Consider the following 15,439-nt stretch of genomic DNA (forward strand, 5'->3'; position numbering starts at 1 on the left):
TAAACCTTAATTTTCATTTTTATAATATAATAATTACATAATATATTAATCGTTTATCACTATTTGTTTTGTATCTCTCCTTCCATATTACTTCTTTTCTTATTGAAAAATATTGTATGGAGACATAAAAATACTAAAAGATCCAATTTCCTAATTTTGATATTAAGAAATTGGATCTTCTTTCATTACCTTGTATTAATCATACTGCGCTAATATATACATTATAAAGAATATATGTTTTATTAATTTATATTAATAAAACATATATTAATAAAATTTACTGATTACTCTCAAGACATTCATAAACCGCCATCATATCTCGTTTATCCAACTCACGTATGCGATTGAAAATGGGTATTTGTCCAACAGCTTCTGTTAATAAGCTTTCATTCACAACATCACTTACTTTTCCAGTTAACCACGTTTGTACATCCACGCCCTCGACAACTTCTTTTAACCCTTCGTCATTAATACCACTTGCATTACAAGTTACACATGGAATTGTTAGTTTAAAGACACCATCATGTAGATTATCTTCGGTTATCACTTTCTTACCTTTACAAAATGGACATGGATTACTTTTTTTAATTTTATTAATTTGGGTAACTAATTTTTTGTATCCAAATGCTTCGTATACATACGTAAGTTTTTTATATTTACCATTTGTGAAATACTTATCTATAATGGTTTCTCTCGTTTCATAAACATTAGGGAAATCACAAACAGTTACTTGATTATTAACACTAATGGATTCGATATTTCCTTTTATTTCGCCCCAGAATGGTAAGACATTTTGTAACACCATTTCATAGTTTGAAAAGCTTGCTTGTTCTAATTCAAACATCTTCAGTGCAACTTGTGCTTTTCTTGGCAATAAAGAAATATCTTCCGTCAATACCATATCGCCACCAACAATAGACTTCAATTTAACAAGTGCCGGTAAATCACCAACTGTTTTCAATACTTTATTAATAGGCTGATTGATTATTTCACGAATATCTACGTTACCAAATTTAAGTGGTTTATGATGATTTAAAACCGTCCCCTCACAAATTGGACATTTCATCATTTTTTTTGAACTCTTAATTTCTTCTTTAATAGGTGCTTTTGAAATAACAATATATCCACCAATAATTGTATTAAACCCTACCCATGTTCTACGTGTCTTTCCTTTTTTATCATAAAATGATTTTTCAAAATATCCATACCAAAACGTATGCTTTTCTTCTTCTGACATATCATTATAGCTCTTTGACAAATCGTGACCAAGCTCATTTTTTATTTCTTCGAATAGAAATTCTATTTTTTCATGCTGATAAAATTTTAATACCTTCATGATTTCTGGATCGAATAGCCCATCCCAAAATGGAACACTTTTATCTTGAATGGCAATATCTTTATCAAAAACTTCAATTTGAAGACGTCCAGAACAAGATGGACAATGATTGTCCTGTGAATAGAAATCAAAACTTCTCGTATCTTTATTAATTGGATGAGCAGCTACAATATGATTAATTAATCCACCAAGCTCATATAAGAAACTATATTGACTATATAAATGTTTTTCAAGATCAATAGCAATAACAGGTGCGATTGTATCAGATTCATATTCACCATAAATTAACCTAGCCATTGATGATAAACTTTTTAAAATACCGCCCTTATAAACATTTTCGGCATTTTTAAAATAGTTAATATGATTTTCTTCTAAATAGTGAACTCCTTTTTTCTGCTTAAGCATTGAAGAGATATTTATTTTCTCTGTGCTATTCACATTACTTTTTTGACGATAGTAATCCTCATGATTAACAACATCCAAATGCTCTACAGATTCATTCTGCCTTTTTCCAAAATCAACTATATAATCAGAGCTTTCTAACATGTAACGATTATGCTCAATCATAATGATAGAAACTGATTCATCTTGCAGAATACCTCTAATACTATCGATAAATTGATTTAAAATATTTTGTGATAAACCTTTTGAAGGCTCATCAAAAATGAATAATGTATGTGGATTTCTAGTGTTTGCAAATAATTCCGAAACTAAATGAACACATTGAAACTCACCTGTCGATAATGTTTGTGTTTTTCTCTCTAATGTTAAATAGCCAAGTCCTAACTTAATTAGTAGGCTCAAACGTTTATAAGCGATATCTTCATTTGGAAGTTCATCAATAATATCCTCAATCGAGCGCTCAAAAATATCATCAATGTCTTCACTATACTTTGTTAGTTTCTTTTTAATATCTAGGAAAGTTGCTACAGTTGATCGACTTGTAATTGATTGATTTCGGTCTTGTCCCACCATAACTAATTTATCTTTTGGATATCTTTTCAAGAAATCTGTAGCTAGACATTCATTGACAAGTGTAGATTTCCCACATCCTGATTCTCCTGTAACCGTTACAAGCCTGTTTTTAGGAATTTGAAACTCCTCCATTTGGATATTACGGCAATATAAATCATAGAATGTATAATATTCTGTTGGTATTTCTTTATTTCGATCCCACAGTATTGACTTTGGTCTTGGTGATTCTTTCACAATTTTCCCGCCATATTTTCCGCTACCAGGTCCAAAGAACAATTGCTCATCAGTTGTATCTAGTACCGTATCTGAATGATCAATAAGCCAAATTTGATTTTTACACCCTAATCGTTTAATCTCTTCCAAAATTTTCAATAATGTTTCATGATCAAGTCCAACTGAAATCTCATCAATAATAATTACAGCATTTTCACTTACTGCCATGAATTCAGCCAAATAAAGTCGTGTTAACTCTCCACCTGACAACGTACCCATAATTCGATTTAATGTTAAATAACCAATGTTCATATTAATAATATTTTGCAGTATATGCTGTTTTTCTTCACTAATATTTAATTCTTTTGCTATTGAAAGAATAGATTCAACACTTAAATCATTAATATTTGAAATTGAATGTGGCTTGGCCAACAAATCAATTTCATGTTTTTCAATTTCTTCACTATAACGTTTTCCCTTACATTTTTTACACTCAACATTTTTTGTAGTACCACGGCCTTTACAACCAGTACACCAGCCTAATTGATTATTAAATGAAAAGACCTCTGGAGAAAGATTAAATACTTCAGCAAGTTTTTCCCGAACCTCTGTAAAAACACCAGTATGAGTACCAATCGTTGAACGTGGATTAGACGAAATCGATGATTTCCCTAAAAAAAGTACTAATGGCATTTCTTCCATCTTAATAGCACTAAAATTTGTTTCCATAATGTTAGGAAATAAATATTGATATTCAGCCTTTGGTAATAAAGAAACTAATCGTTTTTTTGACTCTTCACCAATTGTTTGGCAAAAAGTTGTTTTACCCGATCCAGATAACCCAGCAATTCCAAACGATTTATTAAACGGTATAGTTGCATCTAATTTATTTATGTTATTAGCAATTAATTGATTTACTTTCATATTAACCTCTATTCTTATTTATCCATAAAAGCATTTTTATAATATAATAATTACATAATGAATATTACCTATTATGTAATTATCCTCTAACTTCATGAATCTTACCCTTGTATATTTCAAACCATTGTTGCCATTCATCTTTAGAAAATTCTTTCTCTTCTCCTTCTAAAACGCAAGAAAAAAGATTTAAACAAATATGCCAACCAGCTACATCTCTCGGTGTATGATCTGTTAATTCATGAATGTACTCTTTAAGAAGTAAAAGAGTACCATTTTCCTCTTTATGTATTTCAAATCGGACACGGTCTTTATCCCAAGTAAATTCAAGTACTGAGTTTAGTTGACACTCTAAAATATCAATATTTATGAATGAACCGTCCATCATGTCGAACTTTATTATTCCACCAGTTTTAAGGATTTCAATCTGTAAATTGGACATCCATTTTTTCAGCTTACTGTTTTCTGTTAATACAGACCAAACTTCCTCTACCGTATATGGAAATTCACGTTCAAATTTTACAATATATCCATCAGTTAGTTTCCCAATTTCAGCTATCATTTTGATTGCCTCCTTATATAGAATATATGTTCTTATTTCATTTTACACGAATATAAATATAAAATAAATATTTATGTCAACGAAGTGTTAATTTAAAGCGAATGACGCTGAGAAAAACTTAAATATTTTCTAAATCGAGTTATATAGTATTGAAAATTAAATATAAATATAGATTTACGTACAAATAAAAAAGCCGCATTTGCGACTTATGAAATCATAGGATTAACTCCTTTTTTTGTTGAATGATTAGCGCTTAATCGCATCGACAATTAGCGATGGAAAACCAAGTTTATCGCCTTTATTTCTAGAATCATACCTTTTCGAACGGAAAATAACACCGTCGTTTGCATCCCATTCGTTGTAATAAAACCGACCATTTTCATCACAATATTCAAGTAAAACTACCTCGAATCCAGCAGTTTCAAACATTTTCGTTAATGTTTTATAATTATGAACGATTTTATGACTTGCTGCTGGATGATCTTTCGGACCGGGGCCCCCTATTTGAACTATATTTTGATATGCCTCATCCTGAAAGAATGCATCAGGGACTCCGCACCGAATATGACCAGATGGTTTTAAAAATTCATAACAAATTTCAGCTGCTCTTACACCTTCTTCAAAAGTAAGGTGTTCCCATACATGCTCAGCTAAAATAGCTGAAATAGAGTTGTATTCAAATCTTTCTTCCCACGTAGCTTTATCTAGTAAGTTAAGTTCATCTTCTTGTGTTTGAATCCAGCCTGGATTATTATTAAACACTCCAGCTCCGACAACTACTTTAATTTCGTCTTGTTTTATTACCACCATTTTCACCTCTTAAATATTTTAATTCATTAATATATTCTATGTTTACTATTATGCTTCCTCCTTTAACAAATTTAGTAACATGAGTCCAGTACAATACCGAACTCATGCCCTAAAAACTCTCTAACGCAACAATCTGTCTAACTCTATAAAATTAGTTCATAATATACGATTTTTCTTACAGAAATATAGCACACCAAACATTAGCATAATACCAATCACGTAAAAAATTGTTGTTCCGCTCCCACCAGTATTAGGAATTACCCAATTATTCTTCGCATTTTTCACTGTTATTTTTTGTGTCTTTACTGCTTCTGTAATTTCTATTTCTATTGGATCTCTAAGTAACATGTATCCGTTCGGTGCTTTTATTTCTTTAATCGTATACTTTCCAATTGCTAATTGGTTGGAAATTACCTTTCCTTTTTCATCCGTTATTAATCTACTAACTTCTTTCCCTTCTTTATCTAACACTTGAAATACAGCGCCTTTTAGCTTTAATTCACTATCCGTATCATCAACTTTTTCAATTTCAAATTGCCCATTCGGATCTGGCAATTTCTTATTTCCTATTTTAATTTCTACTACTGTATCTTTTTCTATTTTTACAGCTATTTTATCTTTTAATAATTCATAACCTTTAGGCGCCTCTATTTCCACTACGGTATAGTTTCCTATTGGTAAGTCTTTTGATATTACTTCTCCTTCTTCATTTGTTACTAGTTCTCCAACTACTTTTTTATTTAAATCTTCTATATGAAACTTTGCCCCTGCTAGTTTTTTATTTTTATCACTTATGTCTACTTTCACAAGCTTCATTTTCCCCATTGGATCTGGCAATTTCTTATTTCCTATTTTAATTTCTACTACTGCATCTTTTTCTATTTTTACAGTTATGTTATCTTTTAATAATTCGTAACCTTTAGGTGCTTCTACTTCCACTACGGTATAGTTTCCTATTGGTAAGTCTTTTGATATCGCTTCTCCTTCTTCATTTGTTACTAGTTCTCCAACTATTTTTCCTTTTGAATCTTCAATTTTAAACTTTGCTCCTGCTAGCTTTTTATTTTTATCACTTATGTCTACTTTCACAAGCTTCATTTTCCCCATTGGATCTGGCAATTTCTTATTTCCTATTTTAATTTCTACTTCTGCATCTTTCTCTACTTTTACAGCTATTTTATCTTTTAATAATTCGTAACCTTTAGGTGCTTCTTTTTCCACTAAAGTATAGTTTCCTATTGGTAAGTCTTTTGATATCGCTTCTCCTTCTTCATTTGTTACTAGTTCTCCAACTATTTTCCCATTTAAATCTTCAATTTTAAACTTTGCTCCCACCAATTTTTTATTATCATTATTACTATCAACCTTTTTTATTTTTACTTTTCCTGTACTAGGCTTGTTCCAATGTTTCCAGTTAAATTTGAAATTGTGAAACTCAAATCCACCAGTTTGTTGTACCGCACCGACAAATGCTTGTCCATTAATCGAACCGCCTTTTGTTTCTAATACAGCATTGGGAGCAAACACACTTCCAACAACACCATATCCTTCTGTTGTGATCTTTTTCGCATTAGGAAAAACCCAAATCATTTTACTGTATAGCTCAGTAAATGGTGAATTAGGAGAATAGGGTTGTGATGTGGGAATTATATCCGTAGCCCTTCCAATATTGTTCTTGTCGTATAGAATAGCCCCATTTTTAAATGTAACCTCTATCGCATCCGAATACATAACAATAAAATCTTTGTCCTTAGCACTCGGTAAAAATACATCTCTTATATCTAAATTGATTTTCCCTGTCAATTCTGATGAAACATAAATATTAGGATTGTTTATATCTTTTCCGATTCCATGACTCATATTTGGAATTGGGGTATTCGTTTTATATTGACCTGCATTTTTACTGACTTGGTTCACTATATTGCGAAATTCATTAAATTTCGCGTCAATTTCTAGTTTTTCTTTATAAACGATACGATCATAAGAAGATTGTATGATGCGATCTGGATCACTCTCTTTTGTCATTACAACTATTCCGTTTTGAATGATAAAAGATTCTTCTCTTGATTTCTTAAATTTTCCAGACAATAACAAAGACGGATATCCCTCATCAACCCATTTTTCACCTACTATATTAGATGTTCCCGCTGCAGCACCTACAATCGTATACCCCGATGCATCCATGTCACCTTGAACTGCAATTGCCCCTTCAATGTCGCCACCTACTGCTTTATGGTTACCAAAAACAACAGCATTATAACGCGATATATCACCTAGACTTTCTAGGTTTGTCGTGGATCCATATGCTTCTTTTGGTACATATACGAAAAAACTTACACTTAACATTAACAAAACAATAAAATGAATACTTACCAGCTTTAATCGTAGCCTCAATTCCTTTGTTCCCACCTTTACCGTATTTTTTCTATAGTCGAATAAAATGAAATTTTTATTAATGATGATTTACTTCAATCCCCTATATACCTTCTTTACTTATCTCTGAATTTCCGGTCCCACTTCCCATTAATGCAGGATAAATAAATACATTCTATCTAGTTAACCTTTTCTTATAAATTACGACTAGAAACACACATAACAATAGGATTGGAACTATTACAGTCCACTTATTAAATATAAATATCTCTGTACTCACTTTTTGTTTTTCTTTCTCGTTTAACTCCACACGCACACCTCGAACTAGCAATCTATTGGTGTTTACTCCATAAGGCGTACACGTAATTAAAGTTGTATAATCTTTTTTTTGTACAATTTGTAGATCGTCCGTTTCGTGTGGTAACACTACTTTAATTTGATCTACTTTATAAGCAAGAACTTTGTCTAAAGAATGAATATAAAAAAGATCTCCTTTGCTCAACTTATCTAAATCTGTAAATAATTTTGCTGATGGTAAACCACGATGCCCTGTTAAAATAGTATGCGTACTTTCTCCACCTACCGGGAGCGAAGAAAAATCTAAATGACCTATCCCGCGACCCAATACTTCCTCAGAGGTCCCTTGATAGATTGGCAGTTTTATATTAATTTTCGATATTTCAATATACCCCATTACATCTCCTAAATTTAACACATCAGCATACGCTTGATAATTACTTTTTTTTTCAGAAAATGGATCTGTAAATGTTTTCGCAGAAGTTTGAACTTGTTTATTATATTCGGCTGCTTCTTTTTCCCTACGTTCGACTTCTTTCTTTTGTAGCGCTTTGATCTTCTTATCGTAAGAGCTAATCTCAGAATAATGTGCACGAGTCGCCAACCAATTACTAATAGTAGGATATAAAAAAATACCTAATCCAAATAAAAAAATACCCCCCAAAACAAGATTTCGTTTCATATTTCCACCTCTGTATATGCTTAAATATCGAAAAGAGGGAAGCATTTTGCTTCTCCCCTTTTCCCATAGTTACATGTTCCTAAAATCTTAATTTCTAGCAAACTTTTTTCTAAAGAAAACAAATGCCGCTGTAAGCATTAACGTAAGGCCTATTACAGTAAAAAGAGTCGTTCCTATGCCACCCGTTACCGGAAGAATCCATCCACTTTTATTATTTTCAATCGTCAATTTAACCGTTTGATTATTTTCACTAATCTTTACATCAATGGGGTCTTTTAATAATTGATAAGATGCTTTTGTACCATCTTCTTTTGTATATGTTGGTGCTTTCGTTTCAAAAATTTGATAGTCTCCATATGGAATGTTAGACCATTTAATAACACCATTTTCATCTGATACACCTGTTACTTCTTTTCCTGCTACAACAACTATTTTTCCATTATTATCTTTAAGTACAAACTCTGCACCTTTTAATTTATTCTTATTAGCACTATCAATTTTTGTTAACTCAATTATTCCAGTTGTCGGAATAACAACTACAGGTTTAGATTCCTTTTCTCCAATTACATCATTTTTATTTGTAAAATGTATTTTTGCTGTATTTAAAATTTCCGAACCAGATGGTACTCCTTCTTTTACTTGGGATTTAATTTGCAAATGAAATTCTTTTTTACCATCTAATTTTGTGAAATCTTTTACTGTAGCTGTTACTTTTTGACCTTCTATAGCTACCTCAACAACGTTTGCATTTACTTCTGCTCCATCAATTTTCACGATTGGCTTTCCTTGAATCACTAAACGATTATCCAAAGTATCTGTTACCACATATTTTTTGTATTCCTTAATGTCTTCTGGAATTAATGTTTTAATATCATAATTATAATTAGTTAACGGATTTATTGGTAACGCTTCCAATTTTCCGTTAATTTTTTTATCAATTGTTGGTTCTTCATAGTTTTTCACTTCTATTTTAACTACTGTACCAGAAGTAATAGTTCCATCTTCATTAATTGTTCCGGAGTTCTTAACAAAAAACTCACGTTTAGTTGGATCTATTACATAGCCTTTCGGAGCTTTTGTTTCTTGGAAATAGTATTCTCCATACTCCAATCCTTGCACTCGGATATGGCCATTAGCATCTGTTGCTAACTCTTTTTTCACTTCTGTACCGTCTTTTTTAAATAAAGAGAATACTGCACCTGCTAATGCTTTTTCATTTACACCAGTTTTTATTAAATCCACTGCACCACGTTTAATCTCATTTTTGGGATACATGTGAACATCATAGTTTAGCACCTTACCCTCTTTATTCGTTAATGGGATATCCACTGTATACGTATTGGGATTTAGATTCACATGTGGAGGTCCTGCCACTTCTTTCACCTCATAACGTCCTAGCGGAAGATCTTTTAATACAGCTTGTCCGTTATCATCTGTTACTACTTGATTTGGAGTGGCTCCCATTACAGGTTTCACATCTTCTTTTACGATTTTCCCATCGTTTGAAATTTTTTCAAAAGAAGCAACCCTTTTCACTTCAAACGTTACACCTTTTAATGGTTTCACATCTTTTGGCACCTCTTGATTTGCCGAACCGTCACCTTCTAGTCCCTGCGCTCCATCTTTTTCTTGTTCATACTTATGAATCGTTAAAGTACCTTTAGATGGTGAATCTGCCTTTACTAATACACTAGACCATGTAGAAAATGTTAAGAATAACACTAAAAGCACACTAAATATTTTTTTCATTTCTCTTATCCCCTTTACTACTTCTATCATTTTAAAAATTTCTTTATTACTATTACCTTCTTAAAAGCAATAGTGTGCCAAGTATCAGATTTAAACGAATAACATAAAACATAGTCGTCCAACAATCCATTGTTTACAATCACTTATTCACTTTTCTTATCTTCTATTATTACGTTGTCTCTCCACATGATATATGTAATTTTCTCCCCTAAATTACACGTATATCCCTATTTCAAGAATCATTACATTTGTTACATAATAGCTTTCACTGCTAATTTCGACTAGTCACTTACTGTCAATCTATTCATTTCTCACTTCCTATCCCTATTTAAAATCCAATCTTAATCATTTTTTAATACATATAAGTAATAACCAACAAATAAGTGTGACGATTCATATTTTACGTTACTGTCCAAAACTATTACCTGTATATTCAAATAATATGTGCTATCTATGTTAAATTATGGTATTATTCTTAGAAGTTTATAACTTTTATTTATATTTTTTATTGATAAAGGTTTTCCGTATCTACTTATGAAAAAGGAATATATGTTTATTTAACTATTACGCATAACTGTAAGGAGGAAGAATATGACTAAAAAACTCAGTCTAGTTGAGATAGAGTACATTTGCAATATGTTTTTTCAATCTTTCGAAATTCCAGTTTGTTTTTTAGATTGTAACAAAAATATTCTTTTAGAATTTAAATCAAAAAATGATTCACATTCGTTATATACATCAAAAATAGAACAGTTACATATGCTTTTTCAGAGAAATGATACATATAATTCCCCCATCTTCAGAACTCACGAATATCTAGGGCACTTTATTTTAATTCACATAAAGAGCGATTATATGGTGAACGGTACTGTTATTATTGGGCCCTTGACACATGTAAATTTTTCTACAAGTAAAGCGGATAGTAACCTTAATTTTATTCCAAATTATAAAAGAACAAGAGACCATTATTTTTCATTGTCAGTCAAAGATCAAAATTTCTTTGTAAATATAGCGATATTGTTCTATAACATTCTCTATCAAAAAAATTCAGATGTAAGCACCTTTTCAAATAACAGTGACTCACTTCATATAAGTCATAGCAGCATCTTAAACGAAGATGTATATATTTCAATGCAAAAAGACGAATCCATTTATCATAATTTATATATAGAGCAGCAACTACTTAGTTCTATAGAAGACGGGGATAAAGAAACCGTACTCAAATATTATTACGAATTCCAACAAGAGACTCTTTCATCTTTATCTTCATTCCATCAATTAAGACGTCATAAAAACATTTGTATTTCATCCATCACGCTCGCTACTAGATATGCGATAAAAGGGGGACTTCCATCTGGGATTGCTTACAAAATTTATGATTTACATATTCAAAGAACAGAAGATTCAAAAGACAAAGAATCTGTTTGGGATTTATTAAAAAATGCTTTTTGTACCTTTGCAGACCGTGTAAAGGCACAAAAAACACAGCAATATTCACAGACTATTGCTATTTGTAAAAACTACATTTTTAAAAATATTTACAATCCAATATCTGTTAAACAACTTGCTAAATTTGCAAATGTGAATTCAGATTATTTATCTATATTATTTAAAAAAGAAGTCGGTATTTCATTAATTGAGTACATTCAACGTGAACGAATCGAAGAAGCAAAGAAATTATTAACTTTCACCACCTATCCTTTATCAGACATATGCGCTTCGCTTAATTTTAGCGATCAAAGTTATTTCACTAAAATTTTTAAAAAATTCACCAATGAAACACCTGGTAAATATCGAAAATCTCATGTTGTCATTTAGAGTGAAACTTCCATTAAAACAAAATGTTTTCAGTAACTCATCAATGGCAGATTAGAAGCACTCCCAGATTCATGAACTATAGGATTTATGCTTTTTCCAAACCAAAAAACACGTTACTATTCTTTTATTTTAATGAGAATAGTAACGTGTTTTTTATGTAATGTAGTTTTGTAGACAGAACATGATCCAACTACAAATTTTTATAGAAGCCAAATGCACCGCTTAACTACTAAAATCTTATTAAGTAAAAAATCCATATTTTGTTTTACTTACTTTCTATTTTATTTCTTTTGAATAATGAACTCTTTTCTTCAAACGAATGATCCCTACTATTATTTTTGTATCTTTCTAAATTTGCGAACAAAAGTGAGTACTGTGCCTGTAATAATCATCAATATGCCGATTGCTGCACTGTTAGTTGTACTTACACCCGTCTTTGGAAGCTCCTTATATGTATATTCTTTTTTATCGCTATTACTGTTGTTTGAGATATTACTCTTATTTTCCTTATTAGCAAGGCCATTAGCTTTGCTAGTTTCTTTATCTTTCACTAATACTTTTTGTATTGCATTTACCTCATTACCCACGGAATCTCTAACACTATATATTATTTCATAAGTACCAGCTTTAGTTGTATCTATAGTTCCTTCATACGCTACTTTAGAAATAAGGTCACCGTCCTCTTTATCAGTAGCTGATACCCCTACCAATGGATTAAATTGATCACCCTCAGTAATTGAAGTTGTAGCAGGTACTTTTAGTATTGGTTTATCATTTTTAACTTCTTCTCTAACTTTGACCGTTACAGTTTGCTTCGCCGTTACTTCATGACCTTTAGAATCTGTAACCGTGTACGTTAATACGTAAGTACCGGCTTTAGTTGTATCTACTTCACCATCAACTTTGATTTTAGAAGTGAGATCACCGTCTTCTTTATCGATAGCTAATACTTCTGCCATTGGAACAAATGAATCTCCTACATGAATTGTCGCTCCAACAGGCACTGTTAATTTAGGTTCTAAATCTGATGTTTCTCCATTTCCCTCTACAATTACAGTCTGTCTAGCCGTTGTATTTCTCCCTTGGGAATCAACGACCAAGTATTCCACAATGTATGTACCTGGTTTTGAAGTATCTACATCGCCTTTATGCTTTACTTTATTTGTTAAATCACCCTCTTCTTTATCAACAGCTTTTACATTTCTCATTGGATCAAACGTATCACCTACACGTAGTGTAATCGTAAACGGTACAGTTAACTCTGGAGCTTGGTTTTCTGCTGTTTTTTCGTTTTCTTTCACCGTTCCTGTAATTTTTGCCGCATCAAAAGCATTTTGGACTGCTTGAACTTCAATTGAGTTCGCTCCATATTTATTAGTTGCCACTTTAAGGCATGCCAATTTCAATTCAGAGAAATTAGAAGTCATATTTAATTCATCAGTATTTGCATAATAGAAAATATCAAACATTCTATCTTCACCAATACCATTTACATTTACACCGTTATGAGTACCACCTTGTGCAATTAAATACGCAACTTTATTAATAATACTTGAGTTAAAATGAACGCCTCCATAATCCTCTCCATTTAAATCATTATATTTACTATAATCATCAGGATACGGTAGTCCTTCTGAAAAATTAATTGCAGTTGGATTTTTCATATTACGAAAAGTCGATCCAGTTTGTTCTCCTATTGTCCAGTTAAATTCCCCATTATTTATGTATTTCTCTATAGCCGTTCCCATAATATCCGATAATGCCTCGTTAATTGCCCCAGATTCTCCTGAAAATTCAAGGTTAGATTCACTTGATGTAACTGCATGTGTAAATTCATGACCCGCTATATCGAATGCTTTTACCATAGGATCTCCATATAAAAGCATACTAATGTTATTAATATTAGTACTAAATGCATTCTCCCAATTTTCAGGATCATTTGTTCCTCCAGAATCCCATGCATGTACAACTGAAACTACTTTTTTTCCTTTATTATCAAAACTATTACGCTTATATTTTTCTTTATAAAAATCGTATACCTTTGTTGCTAAGAAATGAGCGCTTACCGCCTTTGGATCATTAAATGTTGTTGAAACACTAGTTGCTAGTATACCAGGATAATAACTTTCTTCATTTGTAATATCTCTATAATTTACATCATATGTCTCAATTCCTTGTCCTCTTGTGTAATCAGCAAGTGCATAATTCCCACTGGTCTGTTTAGAAATACCAAATGTACGAGTTACGCCTAAATCATCTTTTCCTGTTCCAGTTAATGATGTGAAATTGCTAGTTTTATTTTCCTTAACGGATTCAACATACTCTTCACTTATTTTCAAACTTGATTCTTGTACCATATCTTTTAACATTTCACCATTATGAGCATTCACTAAATAAGTTCCAGATACATAATTTGGTGTTGTAGCAGCAAATGTAACTTGATATGCATTGCTAGCCTCCCCATGATTTTCATCAACAAAAATAACTGCCTTAACTTCTGGCTCAGAAATAAATTTAGTATCGTTTCCGTACTTTTTATAAATATATTGTTTTGCTTCTTCTTTTGATAAATTAATAGGTTTCTTTAAATCTTCTTGTGTTAAATTTTGTGCGCTAGCTCCTGAAATGCTTTTAATAATACCTTTTTTATCTACGTGAGCAGTCAACTGGTGGCCATATACTTCTTTTCCTTCATATATTTGTTGCATGCGCACAAGTGTAGTTCCATCATAAGAACCACGTTTTTGAAGAACTTTGTAATCTACTCCTGTTTCTGCACTAACTTGTTTTGGAGACAAAGCATGCTCCGTATTTTCCTTAAGTGCATCTTTCACTACATTCTCTGGTGCCTTTTTTGATGGTTGTGTCAGATTACCTGTACGGAACGAATCCTCTTGAATTTCAACTTGCATTTGACCAGGTTCCTCTGCATGACCTACTCCATATAGTGTTACACTTGTTAAAACGAAGCCTGTAGTTAATGCAACTATAGCTATTTCTTTTTTATTTCCCATGATATTTACCTCGTATAAATTTCTATTATTTATATAAAACTGCTAAAATGTATACAATCTATTCCTAACATAAAAAGATGACTTTTGTAATCAACAAAAGCCACCTCTTTAATATGTAATATCCCTAAAATGTTTTTAATACATAATTTCTATACAAAAAAGAAAAAAGCATTCATTAACGAGCATTTTGCAATACTTTTATTAGGTCATTTATATTTTCAACTTTCTGTTGAAACTGATCAAGTCTGCTATGTAGCAATGAAGGATTTTTATCTTCAGTTGAAATAACTTGTTTTAATTCGTTTTCTAATTTATCATACATATCAAAGAAATTATCAAATTCTACACTTACAAGCTCTTCATTTTCGCGATAGAATCTTTTTGCTTCTATATAAGTCATATATGATTTATTTAAAAATCCTAATGAAATTAAATATTTAGAAGTGTTTTCTTGATAAATAGCAATATCACACGCTATTTTAATATCAGAATAAGTCTTTTGAACGAGACAATGCAATTCAAAAATCTTAAACTTTAATCCATTATTCATTTCATCCCCTCCCATCGTATCTATTCTACATAAAATTAGAATATTATACAAAGAAAATTATTAGCATGAAATTGACAATTTAAAAAATAACTTAAGGATAAACAAAATCCCTCTCATTATAAATTATAGTTGCGGAGCA

9 protein-coding genes are annotated in these 15,439 nt (G+C 31.3%); 1 reads left to right on the top strand and 8 read right to left on the bottom strand.

Features of this window, described 5'->3' with window-relative positions; all coding sequences use genetic code 11:
* Window positions 1–277 precede the first annotated feature (277 nt).
* From GBN91_RS23440 to GBN91_RS23465, 6 genes are all read right to left on the bottom strand, one after another.
* Window positions 278–3,448, bottom strand: a complete 3,171-nt coding sequence (locus tag GBN91_RS23440; RefSeq protein ID WP_152122472.1) for an ATP-binding cassette domain-containing protein — start codon at window positions 3,446–3,448, stop codon at window positions 278–280.
* Window positions 3,449–3,527: 79 nt separating this feature from the next.
* Complete coding sequence (locus GBN91_RS23445) at window positions 3,528–4,007, bottom strand: SRPBCC family protein (protein WP_152122473.1); 480 nt, start codon at window positions 4,005–4,007, stop codon at window positions 3,528–3,530.
* Between the two features lie 246 nt (window positions 4,008–4,253).
* The gene (locus GBN91_RS23450; protein ID WP_006929239.1) at window positions 4,254–4,814 is read right to left on the bottom strand and encodes a class I SAM-dependent methyltransferase; all 561 of its coding nucleotides are present in this window, start codon (window positions 4,812–4,814) and stop codon (window positions 4,254–4,256) included.
* A gap of 159 nt (window positions 4,815–4,973) precedes the next feature.
* A complete protein-coding gene (locus GBN91_RS23455; RefSeq protein WP_048558506.1) occupies window positions 4,974–7,211 on the bottom strand; it encodes a SpaA isopeptide-forming pilin-related protein in 2,238 nt (745 codons plus the stop codon).
* A gap of 154 nt (window positions 7,212–7,365) precedes the next feature.
* Window positions 7,366–8,169 carry a class C sortase gene (locus GBN91_RS23460; protein ID WP_098376414.1) on the bottom strand — a complete coding sequence of 268 codons (804 nt, stop codon included), beginning with the start codon at window positions 8,167–8,169 and terminating at the stop codon, window positions 7,366–7,368.
* Window positions 8,170–8,256: 87 nt separating this feature from the next.
* A complete protein-coding gene (locus GBN91_RS23465; protein ID WP_000719304.1) occupies window positions 8,257–9,918 on the bottom strand; it encodes a SpaA isopeptide-forming pilin-related protein in 1,662 nt (553 codons plus the stop codon).
* Between the two features lie 591 nt (window positions 9,919–10,509).
* Between GBN91_RS23465 and GBN91_RS23470 the strand changes: the two genes are divergently transcribed.
* Window positions 10,510–11,736, top strand: a complete 1,227-nt coding sequence (locus tag GBN91_RS23470; RefSeq protein ID WP_152122475.1) for an AraC family transcriptional regulator — start codon at window positions 10,510–10,512, stop codon at window positions 11,734–11,736.
* 332 nt (window positions 11,737–12,068) lie between these two features.
* Here GBN91_RS23470 and GBN91_RS23475 read toward each other — a convergent pair whose 3' ends face one another.
* On the bottom strand, window positions 12,069–14,750 hold the full coding sequence (locus GBN91_RS23475) for a M4 family metallopeptidase (protein ID WP_152122477.1): 2,682 nt from the start codon (window positions 14,748–14,750) through the stop codon (window positions 12,069–12,071).
* 175 nt (window positions 14,751–14,925) lie between these two features.
* Window positions 14,926–15,300: a hypothetical protein gene (locus GBN91_RS23480; RefSeq protein ID WP_001059022.1), complete on the bottom strand. Its 375-nt coding sequence runs from the start codon at window positions 15,298–15,300 to the stop codon at window positions 14,926–14,928.
* Between the last annotated feature and the right edge of the window lie 139 nt (window positions 15,301–15,439).

The sequence above is a fragment of the Bacillus sp. B1-WWTP-T-0.5-Post-4 genome (assembly GCF_009183795.1).
GTDB classification, from domain to species: domain Bacteria; phylum Bacillota; class Bacilli; order Bacillales; family Bacillaceae_G; genus Bacillus_A; species Bacillus_A cereus.

Excerpts from the sequence above, each read along its gene's own strand:
- GBN91_RS23470 (WP_152122475.1), top strand. The coding sequence starts at position 10,510 with ATGACTAAAAAACTCAGTCTAGTTGAGATAGAGTACATTTGCAATATG.
- GBN91_RS23480 (WP_001059022.1), bottom strand. The coding sequence starts at position 15,300 with ATGAATAATGGATTAAAGTTTAAGATTTTTGAATTGCATTGTCTCGTT.
- GBN91_RS23445 (WP_152122473.1), bottom strand. The coding sequence starts at position 4,007 with ATGATAGCTGAAATTGGGAAACTAACTGATGGATATATTGTAAAATTT.
- GBN91_RS23465 (WP_000719304.1), bottom strand. The coding sequence starts at position 9,918 with ATGAAAAAAATATTTAGTGTGCTTTTAGTGTTATTCTTAACATTTTCT.
- GBN91_RS23475 (WP_152122477.1), bottom strand. The coding sequence starts at position 14,750 with ATGGGAAATAAAAAAGAAATAGCTATAGTTGCATTAACTACAGGCTTC.
- GBN91_RS23460 (WP_098376414.1), bottom strand. The coding sequence starts at position 8,169 with ATGAAACGAAATCTTGTTTTGGGGGGTATTTTTTTATTTGGATTAGGT.
- GBN91_RS23440 (WP_152122472.1), bottom strand. The coding sequence starts at position 3,448 with ATGAAAGTAAATCAATTAATTGCTAATAACATAAATAAATTAGATGCA.